The 18,240-nt window shown below is 65.1% G+C and carries 14 protein-coding genes and 1 pseudogene; 10 read left to right on the top strand and 5 right to left on the bottom strand.

The window, feature by feature from the left end:
• Positions 1-16 precede the first annotated feature (16 nt).
• The 9 genes from ACLQ8T_RS14340 (at position 17) to ACLQ8T_RS14300 (ending at position 10,475) form a co-directional block, all read left to right on the top strand.
• Complete coding sequence (locus ACLQ8T_RS14340) at positions 17-1,126, top strand: histidinol-phosphate transaminase (protein ID WP_413455044.1); 1,110 nt, start codon at positions 17-19, stop codon at positions 1,124-1,126.
• Between the two features lie 127 nt (positions 1,127-1,253).
• A complete protein-coding gene (gene pdhA, locus ACLQ8T_RS14335; protein ID WP_413455043.1) occupies positions 1,254-2,396 on the top strand; it encodes a pyruvate dehydrogenase (acetyl-transferring) E1 component subunit alpha in 1,143 nt (380 codons plus the stop codon).
• Positions 2,397-3,374: an alpha-ketoacid dehydrogenase subunit beta gene (locus ACLQ8T_RS14330; RefSeq protein ID WP_413455042.1), complete on the top strand. Its 978-nt coding sequence runs from the start codon at positions 2,397-2,399 to the stop codon at positions 3,372-3,374.
• A gap of 20 nt (positions 3,375-3,394) precedes the next feature.
• Positions 3,395-4,810, top strand: a complete 1,416-nt coding sequence (locus ACLQ8T_RS14325; protein WP_413455041.1) for a dihydrolipoamide acetyltransferase family protein — start codon at positions 3,395-3,397, stop codon at positions 4,808-4,810.
• A gap of 213 nt (positions 4,811-5,023) precedes the next feature.
• Entirely contained in the window at positions 5,024-5,254 is a 231-nt protein-coding gene (locus tag ACLQ8T_RS14320; protein WP_413455040.1) for a carboxymuconolactone decarboxylase family protein, read from the top strand.
• Entirely contained in the window at positions 5,145-5,408 is a 264-nt protein-coding gene (locus tag ACLQ8T_RS14315; RefSeq protein ID WP_413456429.1) for a carboxymuconolactone decarboxylase family protein, read from the top strand. The genes ACLQ8T_RS14320 and ACLQ8T_RS14315 overlap by 110 nt, the downstream gene beginning before the upstream one ends.
• A gap of 29 nt (positions 5,409-5,437) precedes the next feature.
• Positions 5,438-6,316, top strand: a complete 879-nt coding sequence (locus tag ACLQ8T_RS14310) for a sigma-70 family RNA polymerase sigma factor (protein WP_413455039.1) — start codon at positions 5,438-5,440, stop codon at positions 6,314-6,316.
• Between the two features lie 77 nt (positions 6,317-6,393).
• A complete protein-coding gene (locus ACLQ8T_RS14305; protein WP_413455038.1) occupies positions 6,394-7,902 on the top strand; it encodes a hypothetical protein in 1,509 nt (502 codons plus the stop codon).
• A complete protein-coding gene (locus ACLQ8T_RS14300; protein WP_413455037.1) occupies positions 7,902-10,475 on the top strand; it encodes a hypothetical protein in 2,574 nt (857 codons plus the stop codon). The genes ACLQ8T_RS14305 and ACLQ8T_RS14300 overlap by 1 nt, the downstream gene beginning before the upstream one ends.
• 34 nt (positions 10,476-10,509) lie before the next feature.
• Here the strand turns inward: ACLQ8T_RS14300 and ACLQ8T_RS14295 are convergent, their stop codons facing one another.
• Positions 10,510-12,567, bottom strand: coding sequence for a S9 family peptidase (locus tag ACLQ8T_RS14295; protein WP_413455036.1), 2,058 nt, complete (start codon positions 12,565-12,567; stop codon positions 10,510-10,512).
• Between the two features lie 207 nt (positions 12,568-12,774).
• Here ACLQ8T_RS14295 and ACLQ8T_RS14290 point away from each other — a divergent pair, with 207 nt between their 5' ends.
• On the top strand, positions 12,775-13,551 hold the full coding sequence (locus ACLQ8T_RS14290; RefSeq protein WP_413455035.1) for a hypothetical protein: 777 nt from the start codon (positions 12,775-12,777) through the stop codon (positions 13,549-13,551).
• 72 nt (positions 13,552-13,623) lie between these two features.
• Here the strand turns inward: ACLQ8T_RS14290 and ACLQ8T_RS14285 are convergent, their stop codons facing one another.
• From ACLQ8T_RS14285 to ACLQ8T_RS14270, 4 genes and pseudogenes are all read right to left on the bottom strand, one after another.
• Entirely contained in the window at positions 13,624-15,021 is a 1,398-nt protein-coding gene (locus tag ACLQ8T_RS14285) for an amino acid permease (RefSeq protein ID WP_413455034.1), read from the bottom strand.
• A 14-nt stretch (positions 15,022-15,035) separates the two neighbouring features.
• Positions 15,036-16,451: pseudogene (locus ACLQ8T_RS14280) on the bottom strand (aspartate ammonia-lyase).
• 47 nt (positions 16,452-16,498) lie between these two features.
• Positions 16,499-17,494, bottom strand: a complete 996-nt coding sequence (locus tag ACLQ8T_RS14275; protein ID WP_413455033.1) for an asparaginase — start codon at positions 17,492-17,494, stop codon at positions 16,499-16,501.
• Entirely contained in the window at positions 17,491-18,195 is a 705-nt protein-coding gene (locus ACLQ8T_RS14270) for a FadR/GntR family transcriptional regulator (protein WP_413455032.1), read from the bottom strand. Before ACLQ8T_RS14270 ends, ACLQ8T_RS14275 begins: the two co-directional genes overlap by 4 nt.
• Positions 18,196-18,240 lie beyond the last annotated feature (45 nt).

Genomic DNA, 18,240 nt, shown 5'->3' with positions numbered 1-18,240 from the left:
GACTAGGCTTTGAGGTATGACTGAGAACCCGGTGACCCAAGATCAGGTGCAGCCACGCTCCGTAGTTGCACGTTTGCCAAAATACGCTGCGGGCAAGCCGCCTGCTCCAGTTGAAGGCGTCCAAGCTTACAAGCTGTCATCGAACGAGATTCCCTTTGGCCCGTTGGAAGCTGTGCATCAGGCAGTCGTCGAGCAGGACAGCCTGAATCGCTATCCAGACCCGCTATCGACCAAGCTTCGTTTGGCCCTCGCCGACTATTTGGATGTGCCGGCTGAAGATATCGTGACCGGCGCCGGTTCCCTCGGCGCGCTGGTGCAGATTCTGAATACCTTCGCAGGCCAGAACGAGGACGGCATCCAGGATGAAGTCATCTATGCGTGGCGTTCCTTCGAGGCCTACCCGATTCTCGTGCAGACCGCCGGTGCGCTGCCGGTGGAGATTCCACTGCTGGAAGATGGGCGCCACGACCTGGAATCCATGATCGCCGCGGTGAACGAGAACACCTCAGTGATCTTGCTGTGCACCCCGAATAACCCGACCGGACCGGTACTCACCCAGGCCGAGGTCGATGATTTCCTGGCACGCGTTCCGAAGAACGTGCTGGTGGTCCTGGATGAGGCCTACACCGAGTTCGTCCGGGATGAGAAATCGGTGGATGGCATCCATACCTACAACGAGAACGAAAACGTCGTTCTGCTGCGCACTTTCTCCAAGGCCCACGGCCTGGCGAATCTCCGGGTCGGCTACTCGGTGGCCCACCCGCAGATCACCGAGAACATCCGCGTGGTCGCCACCCCGTTCGCCGTCTCCAGCGTGGCTGAGGATGCAGCAGTCGCTTCGCTGGCCAATATTGACCAGGTGCTTGAGCGTGTCGAGGGGCTGGTGGCCGAACGCGAACGGGTGGTCGCGGCCTTGGCCGAGATGGGCTGGAAGGTTCCTTCCACTCAGGCGAACTTCGTCTGGCTGCCGCTGGGAGAAAAGACCGGCCAGTTTGTCGAGCGGGCCAACGCAGTGGCGTTGTCTGTGCGCGGCTTCTCGAACGAGGGAGTGCGGGTCTCCATCGGCGAAGTTGAGGCAAACGATCGTTTTATTGATCTGTGCAAGGAATCACTCGACCTGGCATAGGGGTAACGGGCGCTGATTTCTCGCGTTTTGGCGGTCTAAGCCTATAGGCTTAGGAACTGGACAAGCCGTATATGTCCCATGCGGAATGTATTCCGCGTGGGGCATATTTATGACCGAAGGATGATAAATGACGCGAGCTGCGACCGAGGCGACGGAGCCGGATCTGATTCAGATCCTGACTCCGGACGGCCAGCGTCAGTCCCACGAAACGTACGATGCGTATCTGGGCGACGTTGATGATGACATGCTTCGCGGTTTCTACCGCGACATGGCATTGACGCGTCGATTCGACCAAGAGGCCACGGCTTTGCAGCGTCAGGGGCAGTTGTGCCTCTGGGTCCCGCTGCGCGGGCAGGAAGCGGCGCAGATCGGTTCCGGCCGCGCCACCCGCCGAAGCGACTACATCTTCCCCACCTACCGCGAGCACGGCGTAGCGCTGACCCGCGACGTCTCCTTCTCGGAAATGCTGCGCCTGTTCCGCGGCATCTCCGGCGGCGGCTGGGATCCCCGGGAAAACAACTTCCACATGTACACCATGGTGCTGGCCGCGCAGATGCCGCATGCCGCCGGCTACGGCATGGCGTTGAACATGGAGCAGCGCGGATGGGACGAAGCCCGCCGCGCCAAGGAAGGCAACGCTGTTGTCGCCTACTTCGGCGACGGCTCCTCCACCGAAGGCGAAACCCACGAATCCATGGTCTTCGCCAGCTCCTTCAACGCACCGGTGGTCTACTTCTGCCAGAACAACCAGTGGGCGATTTCCGTGCCTTTCGAGGTCCAGTCCAAGGTGCCGCTGGTCAACCGCGCCGCCGGCTACGGGATGCCCGGGATCCGCGTGGACGGCAATGACGTGCTGGCAGTCTTGGCGGTGACCCGCTGGGCGCTGGAACACGCACGCAGCGGCAAGGGCCCGGTGCTCATCGAGGCCGTCACCTACCGTCTCGGCGCGCACACCACCGCCGATGATCCGACCAAATACCGCATGAGCGAAGAGGAAGCCAAGTGGGCCCAGAAGGATCCGCTGGTCCGCCTGGAAACCTACCTGCGCGATAACAACCTGGTTGATGATGCCTTCTTCGAGCAGCTGTCCGCCGACACCGACGCGATGGCCGCCAAGGTCCGCGAAGACGCCATGGCCTTCCCTGTCCCGCCGCTGGCCAAGTCCTTCGAGCAGGTCTACGCCGAAGCGCATCCGCTGATCCAGGAAGAACTGGCCTGGCATCTGGAATACGAAGCAGGATTCGCCGATGCGGCTGAGGGAGAGCACTAAATGACCACCACGATGACCCTGGCCAAGGCCATTACCAGCGGCCTGGACAAGGTGCTGGAAACCAACGACAAGTCCTTGCTGATGGGTGAGGACATCGGACGCCTTGGCGGCGTATACCGGATTACCGACGGGCTGATCGACAAGTACGGCGAGCACCGCGTCATCGACTCGCCGCTGGGCGAGGCAGGCATCGTCGGCACCGCTGTGGGCATGGCCCTGCGCGGCTTCAGCCCGCTGGTGGAAATCCAGTTCGACGGTTTCGTCTTCCCTGCCTTCAGCCAGATCACCACCCAGCTGGCCAAGATGCACGCCCGCTCCGAGGGCCGGCTGACCACCCCGGTGGTCATCCGCATCCCGTACGGCGGCGGCATCGGCTCCATTGAGCACCACTCGGAATCCCCGGAAGCGCTGTTCGCCCACACCGCGGGCCTGCGCATCATCACCCCGTCCAACGCGCATGACGCCTACTGGATGATCCAGCAGGCAGCCAGCTGCCAGGATCCGGTGATCTTCTTCGAGCCCAAGCGCCGCTACTGGCTCAAGGGCGAAGTGGACACCGAGACCCCGGCGCTGGATGCGTTCAAGGCGCAGGTGGTCCGCCCTGGCACCGACGCGACCATCGTGGCCTACGGCCCGCTGGTGCCGATCGCCCTGGCAGCCGCGGATGCCGCTCTGGAAGACGGCCGCTCCATCGAGGTCATCGACCTGCGCTCGCTCTCGCCGATCGACTTCGACACCATCACCGAATCGGTGCAGAAGACCGGACGTCTGATTGTCACCCACGAAGCGCCGACCTTCGGCGGCCTGGGAGGCGAAATCGCCGCCCGCATCACCGAACGCGCCTTCCTCTCGCTGGAAGCACCGGTGCTGCGCGTGGGCGGATTCCACATGCCATACCCGATTTCCAAGGTGGAATCCCAGTACCTGCCGGATATCGACAAGTTGCTTGAAGCCCTCGACCGGTCCTTCGCTTACTGAGCGGAATCCAAGGAGTAGAAATGACAGTCTTTAATCTCCCCGATGTGGGCGAAGGATTGACCGAAGCGGATATCGCTTCCTGGAAGGTCAAGATAGGGGACACCGTCGAGGTCAACCAGATCTTCGTCGAGATCGAAACCGCCAAGTCGCTGGTCGAGCTGCCCTGCCCCTTCGCCGGTGTAGTCACCGCATTGCACGCGGATGAAGGCGACACCGTGCTGGTGGACAACCCGCTGATCACCATCGACGAAGAGGGCGGCAAGCCGGCCCCGACCGGCACCCCGGAACCAGCCGAGGCGCTGGCTACCGCGGCGCCGCAGGCCAACGAGGAACCCGGCCCGCTGGTCGGTTCGGGACCGACCGCTGATTCCCCGGTGCGCCGCAAGCGCACCAGCCGTCCCGCTCCGTCGGCTGCCGGTGCGCGCACCGCAGCGGTCCGCGCTTCCGGATCCGCACTGGCCGAGACCATCTCGCGCCGCGCGCAGTCCCTGGGCACCGCAGTGACCCGCGAAGTGGATCGCCGCAAGCCGGCGATGGCGAACTTCGTTGACCGCGTGCTGGCCAAGCCGCCGGTACGCCGCCTGGCCAAGGAGCTGGGCATCGACATCAACGATGTGGTGGGCACCGGAACCCAGGGCGAAATCACCCGCGAAGACGTCAACAGCTACCAGGCCCAGCGCGAAGCCGAGCATGCGGCGGCGCCAACCTACTGGGCCCACGGCCAGCTGGCCGACGCCCGCATCGAGCGCACCCCGGTGCGCGGCGTGCGCAAGGCCACCGCCAAGGCCATGGTCGACTCTGCCTTCACCGCACCGCATGTCTCGATCTTCGTGGACGTGGATGCCAGCCGCACCATGGAATACGTAGCCCGGCTGAAGAAGTCCCGCGACTTCGAGGGAATCAAGGTGTCGCCGCTGCTGGTGCTGGCCCGGGCCGTGATCTGGGCTGCCGCCCGCAACCCTTCGGTGAACGCCAGCTGGGTGGAGACCGAGAACGGCGCGGAGATCCACCAGAAGCGCTTCATGAACCTGGGCATCGCCGCTGCCACCCCGCGCGGTCTGCTGGTGCCGAATATCAAGGACGCGCAGAACCTGAACATGAAGGAACTGGCCATCGCGCTGAACGAGCTGGCCACCACCGCGCGTGCCGGCAAGACCCGCCCGGAGGACATGCGCGACGGTTCGCTGAGCATCACCAACATCGGCGCGCTGGGCATCGACACCGGTACCCCGATCATCAACCCGGGCGAGGTGGCCATCGTCGCCTTCGGCACGATCCGCCAGAAGCCGTGGGTTGTCGACGGCGAAGTGGTCCCGCGCTGGATCACCACTCTGGGCGGATCCTTCGACCACCGCGTGGTTGATGGCGACCTCTCGGCCCGCTTCATGGCCGATGTGGCATCGATCCTGCAGGAACCAGCCATGCTGCTGGACTGAGCTGCGGATAACAGCACCCCGGAGAGAACTTATGAAAAGAGTTCTCTCCGGGGTGTCACAGTTTAAGTCCCGGTTTCGACGTACTTTTGGAGGGTAGGAACTTACCCGGAAATCGAATGACAGGAGACACGCCATGCGCATGAATCTGAGCAAAACGCACAAAATAAGTGGTACGCCGCCGTACTGGGACTGGAAGCCTACGCCAGCCAGTCGGTGCCCAAGGAGCTCTACGAGCTGGTGAAGCTGCGCGCTTTGATCCTCAATGGCTGCTCCTTCTGCACCGATATGCACTCCCACGACGCGATGGAGATGGGCATGTCCATCGCGAAGCTCTTTGCCGTGGCTGCCTATAACGATTCGCCGCTGTTCACCGACGCCGGGCGCGCTGTTCACCGACGCCGAGCGCGCTGTCCTGCGGCTGACCGATGCGGTGACCCGGCTTGATCCTGCCACCGGGGTCAGCGACGAAGTCCGAGACGCAGCCGCTGACGAATTCAGCGAGGAAGAAATCGGCAACTTGATCCTGGCGATCGCCACCATCAATGTCTGGAACCGCATTGCCATCCCGACCCAGCTCGAACCGCCAGTGCGCGACTAGTGCCGGGAAGCGCAGGTAGAATCCGGCGCGTGGAGCAACCAACGGAATCTGCAGCGCTGGCGCAGTGGGACGCCGAGAAGCGTCGGTTGACCGTCTTGGCCTACAACATGCTCGGCGTGTGGGCGCAGACCGAAGACGTGGTCAGCGAAGTGGCCGAGCAGCTGCTCAAGCTCACCCCGGCAGCCACCGAACAGGTGCGGAACTGGCCGGCGTTCCTCACCACGCTTGCCACGCGCCGGGCGATTGACGTCCTGCGCTCGGCCCAGCGCCAGCGGACCGAATATGTCGGGGAATGGCTGCCCGAACCGGTACGGCAGCTGGCCCTTCCCGAAGAGGAGGCCCTGACTGGATCCATGCTTCGCCTCGGCGTGCTCTTCCTCCTCGAAGAGCTCTCGCCCCAGGCCCGGGCCGCCTACGTGCTGCACCATGCCCTGGGCCACAAGGCCGCGGAGATCGCCGAGGTGCTGGAGACGTCGCCGGACGCGGTCCGGCAGCTGTTGAGCCGTGCCAGCAAGGAACTGGGTCACGCCGAAGCGCCCAGCAGCGACGCAAACGAAACATGGTCATTGCTGTCTCACGTCGTTGCTGCAATACGCCACGGAGATGCTGAGGAACTGGTCAGGCAATTGGCCACGGATGCGGTGCTTTACTCCGATGGCTGCGGCAAGGCCAGGGCCCCGTTGAACCCGGTGCTTGGCGCGCAGCGCATTGCCCGCTTCCTGGTTGGCGTTGAGCGGAAAAACCCAGGGCGCAGCGTCTTACTGGGCGAAGCGAATGCGGCGCCGGCGCTGCTCTTCAAGCTCCATCACCGGCAGGATTTGGTGGCGATCGAAGTGTCCGCAGGACACATTCAAACCATCTTGCTGGTGTCCAACCCGAACAATCTCACCCATGCCAACGCGCAGTAGACATGCTGCACGGGTAGCGGCCGACGTGTTCCACGTGGAGCGAAGTTTCTCAAATCCTTGTTGATACAGTAGTTTCCATGAATCGACCCCGCAGTTTCGGTCCGTCGGCACTGGGCAGGATCCAGTGCGCATGCCTGCTGGCAGCCGCTGTCGTGCTCGGCCTCGGTACCGCCACCATCCCAGTCGACGCGTCCACTGCGGCCACGGAATCCGAAGCTCCGGCACCGGTGTACCCCTCGGCGACGCCCAGCGATGAGGCCGAAGACGAGGGCACGGTGCTCATCCCGTCGGTGACATCCCAGGAAGGCAACTTCTACCTTGCGGTGACCGACGCGGCACTCGATGACGTGGATTCGGAAAGGATCATGGACCAGGTCCGGCAGGCCGTGGGCGAGCAGGACGCGAAAATCCTGCTCGGGGTGGACCAGAAACCCAACAACCTCAAGGGAGCCGCGCAGCTGGTGCGCGGAATGTTGATGTTCGGGGACAGCGACGCGCTGAGCGATGACTGGCTGGAGAACGGAAAGACCCTGGGCTACGTGGGCAAAGGCTGGATTGCCATCGGCGTGATGCTGCCCGAGGACCCCGCCGATGAGGTCGAGGTCTTCGTGGATCCCGGGCGCGATATCCGCGAAACGGAACCCGGGTCCAGCCAGAAGATCCTGGCAGCCGGGGACGAGGCATTTAGGGCAGGGGACTACACCGCAGGCATCACCGAGGTCGCGCTGGCCACGACTCAGCACCTGCAGGCGCCGCCTGACCGGACGCTGGCCAAGGTGATCGCCGTGGGCGTGCTCGCGGTGGCAATCGTCTTCATGCTCGCCTGGGCGTGGCGCGCCAAACGCCGCAAGGCCAAGAAGGCTGCGGCCGCCGAACGACTCAAGCAGGCCGAAGTGCTCGAATCGCGGATCCAGCAAGCAAGCCGCTACCTCGGCAGCAACCCGGTCCCCGATCTCGGAGTGCAGGAACAGACCCGCTTGGCCGAGGCGATGGCGGAATTGGAAAAGCAGCGTGCCGGCACCCAGCACGGTGCCCAGCGGACACAGGACCTGGATCCGGGGATCGCCCTTCAGGGACAGGTCTCCGAAAAGCAGCTGGCAGATCTGCGCCGCCGCGAGCAAGAACTCTCACTGCTGCGCGGCGCGGTCCAGCTGGCCCACGACGTCTCGGGCCGGCCGCGGGATGCACGCGAAGCCTGGGACCCGATGTTCGAATACCACCGTGAGCGGCTGGAAGACCTGGCCTTGTTCCTCGACCTTCCAGCAGCTGGGCAGCTGGGCTGCGCCCAGGCCGCACGCACCGTGATTATCACCCATACCGATGAGTTGCAGCTGCTGCGCGCCCGAGCGGGCCGGCGGGGCACCGGGGCCCAGGACGCTCCTGGAATCCTTGAACGGCTCTGGGAGTTGCGCGACGAGCTCGATAGCGTGCTGCGCGATGCGCTGTCGCAAGCCGGACAAGCGCGGATCAAAGTACCTCTGGGGCTAGGGAAGCGGATGGCTGGGGCCCAACCTTCCGCCGATGCGCTGGAGAATGATCCCATCGCGGTGCTCAGGAATTTCCTGCCGGGAAGCGAGGTCCGCTGATGCCTGCTCGCTTGATGCATGATTCCACCGGCCGGCGCCTGCGCCGCCCCTTCCACTGGACCGCCATCGCTGCCATTTTCATGGCTTTGGTGACCACGGCCCTTGGCGTGCGCGCGGTGCTTGCGGTGCAGGCAGCCAACGTCCCTGCACCCTATGAGGTCACGGTAGTGGTCCAGGGTGAGAACGGCTTCAACATCACCCAGCAAGCGGTGGACGCTGAGCTGGCCCAGCACCCGGTGCGGGCTACCGCCCCGCTGGAACTGATCATCACCGATCGCTGGCTGAGCGGCGATGAATTGCTGCGCGGGGAAGTGCCCGAGAACCAGATCATCGTCTCGACCAAGATGGATAACAGGGATTCCGGGCAAAGCGAAGCCGTACAGCGCTTCTCCGGAGTGGGCCTGGACCGGAATCTGGTTGCCTCCGACGATGCGCATACCGACCTGCGCTTCGATATCGAGAAAGCATTCACCAAGAACGTATCGGTGGGCCATGGCCCCAAGGCCGCGGTGGCCGCCGCGCATACTGCCGCCGTGCTGCTGGATGATTCGCCCAGCAACTCGGCGATCTTCTGGTTCGCCGTGGTGGGCGCCAGCGCCATGGTCACCGCGGCGCTGCTAGCCAGCGCCCTGCGCTTCCGTTCCCGGTGGGCTTCCCGGCACCGGAGACTGGCCGCGGCCCAGCGCAAGCTGGCCCGTGTGGTCCTGGATCTCGAAGCGCTGGAAGCAACCTACCAGGCAGCTGATCCGGGGCACCGCCCGGCTGGCTTCACGAAGGCCTGGCAACAGCTCGAAGCGCTCTCCCTGGATGCCGCACGGCGCGAAGACCCCTTGGTACGCCAGATCTTCGACCGCGCCACCTGCCTGGACAAGAAGACCGGTCAGCAGCTGGCCGCCTTCGAAGCCGACGCGCGCAAGTTGACCGAATTGGCCGACTCCCTGATGGGCGCCGGCTCGGTGCATGCCGACCTGGCCGGCACCGGGTCCACGTTCGACAAGCTCAGCGCCCCGATCAATGATGCCGCCACGACGCTGCTGATCCGGCTGGAAACGGCCCCCGGCACCATGGTTGCCGGCAAGGACCTGGAGGATTTCCGCGGCGCCTTGGGCGAACTGCTCAACGCCGCCCACGGCGACACCGGCCAGCGCACGGCCGTAGAACGCTGGGCCGACGCCGAAAAGCAGCTGGCCAAGCTTGCCGCGAAGATCTCCACCCGGTTGCGCCGTTATCCGTGGGGCCAGAAGCAGGAGGTGCCGCCGATTGGTGCCCAGCACAATGAGCTGCGCGCCAGCCTGGGACTGCCGCCGGTTACCGAGCAGAGCGCTTTGCTGCGGATCGCCACGGCGAATGCGCTGGCCCGCGGGGTGCTCGGCGACACGCTGCAGACCGACCAGGCCGCCGGAGGGACATCGGGCGAACCTGCTGGCTGGCAGCGCATGCTGGCCCGGCTCGCCGGTACCCGCAAGGCAGCTGGCGATGAACCGCCGAAGCTGCGCCGGGCGTGGAAGTTTGGACTGCTTGCGGCCCTGCTGGTGGGCAGCCTGATCGCCTCGGGACTCATTGTCTCCTCGATAGCCAACGAACCCGAACGCACCTATGAGGGGTCCGGCCGGGGAATGGAACTTGAAATCGATGACCAGGGCCAGCTTGTTGACGAGGCAGAGATCCGCCGGTACATGGAGGAAGACTTCGACACCCCGCAGCGGATTCTGGTCGCGGTGCGCGATGCGGAGGTGTACCTGGATCTCAACGAGGTCGAAGGCTATGACTTCCGCGAATCGACACCCGAGAGCGTGCGCGCGGCGATCTTGCGGATCAAGGATGAATACTCCGATCGCGCGGATCCCGCCAGCGGCGAGCTGCCCGAAAACCTGACGATCATTCCGCTGCTGATCACGGATGAAGGCAAGGGCATCATGCCCGGGCTGATTTCCGGTGCGGTCATCAGCGGTACCGCCTCGTGGGGAACGACCGGCGGGTGGGAGCACGGAAGCATCTACGAGTCGAACTATCCGGCGATGGAAGCGGCCGGTGCGGCCGAGGACTTCGCCGTGGTGCTCAAGCGGGCCGGCTATGAGCAGCCGGACTACAACACGGCCTTGCTGTACTGGATGCTCGTGTTCATGCTGTTCTTCACGGTAATCAACGTTTTCCAGGTGATCCAGTACCTGCTCGGGGCCAGCACGCAGCTGACCCGGTTCTCCCGCGGTTCGCGGTCGGTGCAGCAATCACGTCGGCAGCTGGAGCAGCTGGCCATGGGCCTGGAGGATTCGCAGATCAATGCGGTGGCAGTGCTCGGTGCCAGTGAGGCGGGGACTGCCGACGAGGCAGGCCAGCGCTTGTTCGAGCGCGCCCTGATGATGGCCTGGCGCGAGGCCGAGGAATTGTCCTCGATGACCTTGGGACAGCGCCTGCAGGCCGGCTATGCCCAGCGTGCGGCGCATCTGGCAAAGCTGGTGGCATTGCTGGGCGAACGCGATGCCGATGTGGCGCGGCGGGCCAAGGCGCTGGTGCTGGCCAGCCGCGGTGCCGGCGGGGATGCGCCGGCGGAAGTCCAGCTGCCGGGACGTTAGTGCTTCCGCCCCGGCAGCCGGATTCTGCTCGGACTCAGCCCAGCAGCTCGGGCAGTTCCTGCGCCTCGTTGCCCAGCACCTTCTGGGAGAGGAACTCGGTGACGACCTGGTACCAGATCTTGGCGTGCTGCGGGGTGAGGATCCAGTGGTTCTCGTCCGGGAAGTAGAGGAACTGGTGCTCGGTGCTGCCGTCTTCCTTTTGCGGCAGCCCCGAATCAGCCAGCAGCTCGTACCACAGGCGCAGGCCCTCGCCGATGGGCACCCGGTAGTCCTTGTCGCCGTGGATGACCAGCATCGGGGTGACGATGCTGCCCACAGAATGATGCGGCGAGTTCAGCTCGCGCATTTCCGGGCTCATCTCGCGGGTCCAGTAGAACGCTGCGTCGGTGGTCTTCCCGAAGCCTTCCAGTGCCCACAGGCTGGCGTGCGTGACGATGGCCTTGAAGCGGTCCGTATGCCCTGCCACCCAGTTGGCCATGTAGCCGCCGAAGGAGCCGCCCATGGCCGCGGTGCGGGTTTCGTCGATGTCAGGGCGCGCCTCGGCCGCGTCGGTGATCGCCATCAGGTCCGTGTACGGCGCCTGGCCCCAGTTGCCCCAGCCGCGCTGGATGAAGTCCTGGCCATAGCCGGTGGACAGGGCAGGATCCGGCAGCAGCACCGCATAGCCCTGGGCTACCAGCAGCCATGGGCTCCAGCGCCAGCTCCAGGCGTTCCACGAGCCCAGCGGTCCGCCGTGGATCCACAGCAGCAGCGGCGCCTTGTTGGCAGCAGAAGCTGATTCAGGCAGTGCCAGCCAGGCGCGGACGCTCGATCCGTCTTCGGCCGTGGTGGTCACCTCGGTGAGCGTGCCGGGCAAGGAAGGACGGACAACCGGTGAGCGCAGCTCGGTCAAGGCAGCGAATTCGCCCGGCTCCAGGTCGCCGGTGTGCGCCAGGTCGATGGCTACCGGTTCGGCCGGGTGCAGATAGCTGGAGCGCAGCGCGTAGGCGGTACGGGAATCGCTGCTGATCACCACATCGGTGAACGCGCCCTCGTCGGTGAGCCGGGTGATCTTGTCGTTGTACAAGCTCAGGTGGAAGACCGGGGCATGGCCGTGGTCATCCGCGGTCAGCACCAGCGAGCGCCCATTGGGAACCCACTGCAAATCGCTGACCCAGCGATCCCATCCGGCGGCGATCCGATGGGTGGCACCGTCGGCCAGGTCCATCAGCCACAGCTCGAAGACCGGGGCGGTATCGGCGGTGGAACGCTCCCAGCGTGCGTAGGCCAGCTGGGTGGAGTCCGGGCTGATCTTGCCCAGCGTGTATTCGTACGTGTCGTCCGGGGCCAGCAGCATTTCGTGGGCGCCGGTGTGCAGGTCGATCCGCATCAAGCCCGGGGCCGAGGAAGCCCGGCCTTCGGGAACCTGCCATTCGGTGATCAGGAAGGCCCCGTTGGCAGCGACATCGTAGTAGGTATCCTCCAGGTTCGCGCCGATGCCCGGGGTGAGATCGGTGAGCTGGGTGCCGCTGGTGTCCTGGGGGTCCGGCAGGGAGCCGGTGTAGAAGTGCGGGGTGGACGGGCCCAGGTCTTCGTCCCAGAAGCGCACCGGGTAGCCGGTGTGCAGGATGGCCGAGACCTTCTTGTCCTTGCGGCCGGTGCGCAGTGCCGCTTCGGCCTCCAGGTCCTTGGCGCGGCTGAAGGCCGAGGTGCGCAGCACGATGGTCTGCGGTGACTGCTTGCAGATCCGCAAGGACTGCACCCCGGCCGGGTGCGAGATCACCGAGCGGGCTTCGCCTCCGGCCACCGGAAGGATCCATCCTTCGGCCTTGGCGTCTTCCTTGGAGGAGCGCTTGGCGACGAAGAGCAGGTCGCCGTTGGCGGTGAACTGCGGCTGCGATTCGCCGTGCTCGCCGAAGGTCAGCCGGCGTGCCGGTTCCTGGCCTTTGGGGTCCATCAACCAGAGGGCGCTTTCGTATTTCGTCTCATCCTCGGACAGTGTGCTGAGGGTGGTGACGAGCTTCGTGCCGTCGGGGGAGAGCGCCAGGCCGCTGAGCCGGCCCAGGCCGATAAAAGAATTTAAATTATGAAATGAATGCTTAGAGTGTTCCACTTCACATATCTTGCCACTGTTCGCGGCCGGGCACTACCGCATATCGAAAATTACGCGGCATCGGAACGAAAGGGCCGGTGCGACTTGTAACCAAGGCATGATGGCACAGCTATTGGAAAAACTTGCAAGGCCATGGAAGATGGGTTCCATGGGGGAGCTCGCGATGACAGCTGCATGACCGGATAATCGATCAAGGAGCTGGAAAAGATGAACCGTGCCAGAACCCGTCTAGGCGCGCTCCCGATGATGTGCGCGGCAACGCTGATGCTGGCTGCCTGCCAGGGAGCCGAGCCGGAACCAGCCGAAAGCCAGAACCCAGCACCCAGCGGAACCTCGCCATCGGCAAGCGCCAGCGCGCCGACCGCTTCCAGTCCCGAATCCAGCCCAACTCAAAGCACCGGAAGCCCGGATGCGCCAAGCTCGGCGGCGCCAGAGCTGAGCCAGGTGCATGAAGTGCATGGCATCCGCTTCTTTACCCCGGAACAGTGGACTGCCACCGGGGATGACTGCGACGGCGAATGCACCGAATGGGACGAATGGGAGATCAAGGATGCTCAAGGCAAGCACGTGCTGACCCTGATCCCCACCACGGCAACCTCTCCGGATGGAGACATGGCGCTGTATGAACGGGAACTGCTGGATCGCAAGGGACTTGAAAATCCCGGAACGGACACCGGATTCCATCCCACCAGCCTGATCGCCGAGTTCTGGGAATCGACGGACCAGGAAGACAGCGAGAAGGATTCAGGATTCGACATTGCCCTGATCGATGACGAAGAGCTCGCGAAGCGCGATGAGAATCCGGACCTGAACTTCTTCAGGATCGGCGAGCAGTCGCCGATGATGTGGGTTGAAGAGGATTACCTTGAAGACCATGGTGTTCCCGGCGACCCGACCAAGCAGCAAGCGCAGCAGTTCCTGGACACCGAGCAGTACGCGTTAGTGCGCGAGATCTTGCTCAGCGTGGAACCTGCCGTCGGCTAACCCAGCTGCGGAACGCAGAAAACCGGCCCGGACACAGCGCGATGCTGCATCCGGGCCGGTTCTGCGATCCTGCTATCCCTGGATGGCCGGCTGCTCGTTGCGCAGCCGTGCCTCGGCGATCTCGTTGATCCGTCCGCGGCACAGGTACCAGCCGCCGATGATCAGCGGGATGATGATCGCCAGCGAGGCAATGGTCCAGGTGCCCACCGGATTGTCGAAGGCCATCATCACCAGCACCAGGGCCAGGAAGCCCAGGGTGACCCAGCCGGAAACCGGGGCGAATGGCATCCGGAAGCTCGGTCGATCCTGCTCTCCGCGCTTGGCCGATTTCACCAGCGCCATCTGGCACAGCACGATCATCGCCCAGGAGGCAATAATGCCGATGGCAGCGAAGTTCAGCACGATCTCGAAGGCCTTGGCCGGGACCACGGCGTTGAGCACCACGCCGAGCACTGCCACCACGGCGGTGATCACGATGCCGCCGTAGGGCACTCCTGCCTTGTTCATGCGTCCGGCGAATTTCGGTGCCGACCCGTTCAACGACATGGAGCGCATGATGCGCCCGGTGGAGTAGAGCCCGGCGTTCAGCGAGGACAGCGCCGCGGTGAGCACCACCAGGTTCATCACCACGTCCATGCCCTGCACGCCGATGGATCCGAAGAAGGTCACGAACGGCGATTCCCCGGCGCTATAGGCCGAATAGGGCAGCAGCAGCGAGAGCAGCACCAGCGAGCCGACGTAGAACACGGCGATGCGGATGATCACGGTATTGATCGCCTTCGGCATGACCTTTTCCGGGTTTGCGGTTTCGCCTGCGGCGGTGCCGATCAGCTCGATGGATGCGTAGGAGAAGACCACGCCCTGCATCAGCACCAGCACCGGCAACAGGCCGTTGGGCAGCAGACCCCCATTATCGGCCAGCAGCGAGAAGCCGACCTCATGCCCGTCCAGCGGCGTGCCGAAGATGACGAAGTAGCAGCCGACAACCAGGAAGGCCACCACGGCCAGCGCGGCCAGCGCCCAGAGCCACTGCGGAACCGAGCTGATCCACCCCACGTATTTGCCGAAGAAGCCCATGTACAGGGCGACCGCGGTGATGTCCACGATGGCGGTCATCACCCAGTTCAGCCAGTACAGCCAGCCGGTGGCGAACGCCGCCTTCTCGCCGTAGAACTCGCGGGCGTAGGAGACGAAGGAGCCGGTCGACGGACGGTGCATGACCAGTTCGCCCAGCGCCCGCAGGATCAGGAAGGCGAAGAAGCCGCAGACCGCGTAGCTGATCACGATGCCCGGGCCTGCCGCCTCCAGGCGTCCTCCGGCGCCCATGAACAGGCCGGTGCCGATCGCGCCGCCAATGGCGATCATCTGCATCTGCCGGGAGGACAGGCCCTTGTGGTAATCGTTGTCGCCGGCAGTCAGCGCGGCATCGGGGACGTGCGCCGCGGTGGCGTGCGGGGTGGAATTATCCATAGGATTCCTTGGGTCTAGTCGGTGAGGTTGGCAAGCCGCTCGGGGGAGAGCAGCTCATTGAGGTCTTCGGCCGAAAGCAGGCCGCGTTCGAGCACCAGTTCGGCTACGCCGCGTCCGGTGTGCAGCGCTTCGAGGGCCACCGAGGTGGACGCCGCATAGCCCAGGCGCGGGTTCAGCGCGGTGACCAGCCCGATGGAATTCTCCACTTCGCGGCGCAGTGCCTGCTCGTCCACGGTGATCCCGTCAATGCACATGCGCGCCAGCGTCAGGCAGCCGTTGGCCAGGTGCTTGAGCGACAGGCCGATGGAATGGGCGATGACCGGCTCGAAGGCGTTCAGCTACAGCTGCCCGCCCTCGGCGGCCATGGTCACGGTCAAATCGTGGCCCACTACCTGGTAGGCGATCTGGCTGACTACTTCCGGGATCACCGGGTTGACCTTGCCAGGCATGATCGAGGATCCGGACTGCACGGCCGGCAGCTGCAGGTCGTTCAGGCCAGCGCGGGGTCCGGAGGAAAGCAGGCGCAGGTCGTTGCAGATCTTGGAGATCTTCAGCGCCACTCGCTTGAGCACGCCCGAGAGGTGCACGAAGGCTCCCACATCGCTGGTGGCCTCGATCAGATCCGGGCTGGTAGTCAGCGGCAGGCCGGTCAGCTCGCGCAGGTGCCGGCAGGCGGCCTCGGCGTAGCCGGCCGGGGCGTTCAGCCCGGTGCCGATGGCTGTGGCGCCGAGGTTGATCTCGGTGACCAGCGACAGGGATTCCTCCAGCCGTGCCCGATCCTCGCCCAGGGTCACGGCCCAGCCGCGGAACTCCTGGCCTACGGTCATCGGCACGGCATCCTGCAGCTGGGTGCGTCCCATCTTCACCACGGTGCGGAATTCTGCGGCCTTGGCGTTGCAGGAATCCTGCAGCACCTCGATGGCCGCCAGTAGCGGCTGGGTGGCGAAGTGGGTGGCGATGTTCACCGCGGTCGGGTAGGCGTCGTTGGTGGACTGCGACAGGTTCACATGGTCGTTCGGGTGCAGGTGCTGGTACTCGCCCTTTGCATGGCCGAGGATCTCCAGCGCCAGGTTGGCGATGACCTCATTGGCGTTCATGTTGGTGCTGGTGCCAGCCCCGCCCTGGATCGGGTCGATGATGAACTGGTCGTGCAGCTCGCCGGCGACGATGCGCTCGCAGGCCGTGTCGATGGCCGCGGCGCGCTGGGAGTCGAGCAGGCCGAGCTCGTGGTTGGCGCGGGCCACTGCCTGCTTCACGCGCGCCAGTGCGCGGATCAGGTGCGGGTTGCCGGACAGCGCGGTGCCGGTGATGTCGAAGTTCTCCTTGGCGCGCAGGGTGTGCACGCCCCAGTAGGCTTACACCGGGATCTCGCGGTCGCCGATCAGGTCATGCTCGGTGCGGGTCTGGCCGCTGAGCAAAGTTTCAGGCATGGTGGATTCTTCTCCAGTGTTCAGTGAATGGGTGGGAACGGGAAACTTCACAGTGCGGCCAGCAGGCCTACGGGCTGTCCGCCGCCGAGGGCCGGGCTGGTGGCCAGCGGCTCAAGGGCCAGAGCTGCTTCGGAGCCAAGGTGCTCGGCGAGCAGCTTGGCGGTGATCGGCATCCGGGCGCGGTCCGAGCCATCGGCGATCTTCACGGCCAGCGCGCTGCCATCGGGCAGGCCCACGGCCTGGATGCCTTCGAAGCCGTCTTTGGCCACGGCGCCGGGCAGCACGCGCATCAGCTCGGTGACGTCGCGGCCTTCGCCTGCCACCAGTTCCGGGTAGCCGGACATGGCCGCGGCCACGCGATGCTCGGCGGTGCCTTCGGCGGCGCTGGCCAGCTTGCCGAAGGCGCGGGCCAGTCCGGCCAGGCTCATCCGGTATACCGGGGTGCCGCAGCCGTCGGTGCTCACCCCGCTGATCTCTTCGCCGGCCAGCTCCTCGACGGTGTCCTGCAGCAGATCCAGCAGGCGCTGGTCATTCAGGTAGTCTGCGGTGTCCCAGCCCTTGAGCTGGCATAGGGCGGCCAGTGCCGCGTGCTTGCCCGAGCAGTTCTGCGCCAGCTGGGTGGCTTTGCCGCCGGCGGCAAGGTGGCGCTGGCGCTCGGCGGCGCCGTAGGGCAGGTCGCTGGAGTTGCGCAGCGCCTGCTCGTCCAGCCCGGCCGCTGCCAGCGTCGAGGCGGCAACCTGCTGGTGGCGTTCTGCTCCGGAGTGGCTGGCCGAGGCCAGGGCCAGCTGCTGGTCATCGAGCTGCAGCCCGGCGCGCAGCATTCCCACGGCGAACAGCGGCTTCAGCGCCGAGCGCGGGTAGAACACGGCCTGGGCATCGCCGCGGCTGGCGGCGATGGAGCCGGAGGCATCCAGCAGCACTGCCGAGCCGTAGTGGATGGACTCGACGGCGTCACCGCGGGTGGCGATGACCAGCGGTTCGTGCTGGGGCAGTGCCTGATTGGCCAGCGATGCGCGCAGGGTCTGGGGATCGGCGGAGGTCACTTCTTGCTCCTGACTATGGTGGATACTGCGTGCTGCACCGCGTTGAGGTGCTTGGCCATGGCAGCGGTGGCGGCTTGCTCATCCTGTGCTGCGATGGCCTGGTAGATCTCCTGGTGCTCCGTGTTCGAGGGCGCGCGGCGGCCGGCGACCAGGTTCACTGTCTCGGACTGGCGGGCCATGGCCTCGCGGATGTCGGCGACCACCTTGGTGAACACCGAATTGCCGCTGGCCTGCGCGATTGCCGCATGGAAGGCGGCATCCAGCTCCACCCAGGCGGCCGGGTCATCTTCCTGCTCCATGGCCTCGAGCAGGCCGCTGATCCGCTCAAGGTCCTCGGCGGTGCGCCGGGTGGCGGCGAAGGTGGCGGCCGGGATCTCGATGTGCGGGCGGGCCTCGTGCAGGTCATCGGATGAAAAGCTGCCCAGCTTCAGCTCGCGGGTGGGCCGGTGGGAGACCACGAAGGTGCCGCGTCCGGTTTCGGTGCGCGTCAGCCCCAGGGCTGCGCAGGAGCGCAGCGCTTCGCGGATGACCGAACGGCTCACGCCGTAGTCGGCCGCGAGGGCTGCTTCGGATCCCAGTTTCGCGCCAATGGCGATTTCCCGGGCTTCAATAGCTAAGCGGAGTGCATGGAAGACGCCTTCGGCAGCGGATCGGCGTTCGATCGGCTGTTGTCCGGGTGTCCAGCTGTCTGACAGGTTCACGCCTGTCAGTCTGGCAGTGTGATCCACCCAACGTCAAGTCGCTCC

This window comes from Glutamicibacter sp. FR1, assembly GCF_047300825.1.
GTDB classification, from domain to species: Bacteria; Actinomycetota; Actinomycetes; order Actinomycetales; family Micrococcaceae; genus Glutamicibacter; species Glutamicibacter nicotianae.
Note: the sequence above shows the minus strand (reverse complement) of the source record. Positions and strands in the feature narration are given on the sequence as shown.

Coding starts and splice junctions, on each gene's coding strand:
- ACLQ8T_RS14305 (WP_413455038.1), top strand. CDS start 6,394: ATGAATCGACCCCGCAGTTTCGGTCCGTCGGCACTGGGCAGGATCCAG.
- ACLQ8T_RS14340 (WP_413455044.1), top strand. CDS start 17: ATGACTGAGAACCCGGTGACCCAAGATCAGGTGCAGCCACGCTCCGTA.
- ACLQ8T_RS14330 (WP_413455042.1), top strand. CDS start 2,397: ATGACCACCACGATGACCCTGGCCAAGGCCATTACCAGCGGCCTGGAC.
- ACLQ8T_RS14325 (WP_413455041.1), top strand. CDS start 3,395: ATGACAGTCTTTAATCTCCCCGATGTGGGCGAAGGATTGACCGAAGCG.
- ACLQ8T_RS14285 (WP_413455034.1), bottom strand. CDS start 15,021: ATGGATAATTCCACCCCGCACGCCACCGCGGCGCACGTCCCCGATGCC.
- pdhA (WP_413455043.1), top strand. CDS start 1,254: ATGACGCGAGCTGCGACCGAGGCGACGGAGCCGGATCTGATTCAGATC.
- ACLQ8T_RS14300 (WP_413455037.1), top strand. CDS start 7,902: ATGCCTGCTCGCTTGATGCATGATTCCACCGGCCGGCGCCTGCGCCGC.
- ACLQ8T_RS14290 (WP_413455035.1), top strand. CDS start 12,775: ATGAACCGTGCCAGAACCCGTCTAGGCGCGCTCCCGATGATGTGCGCG.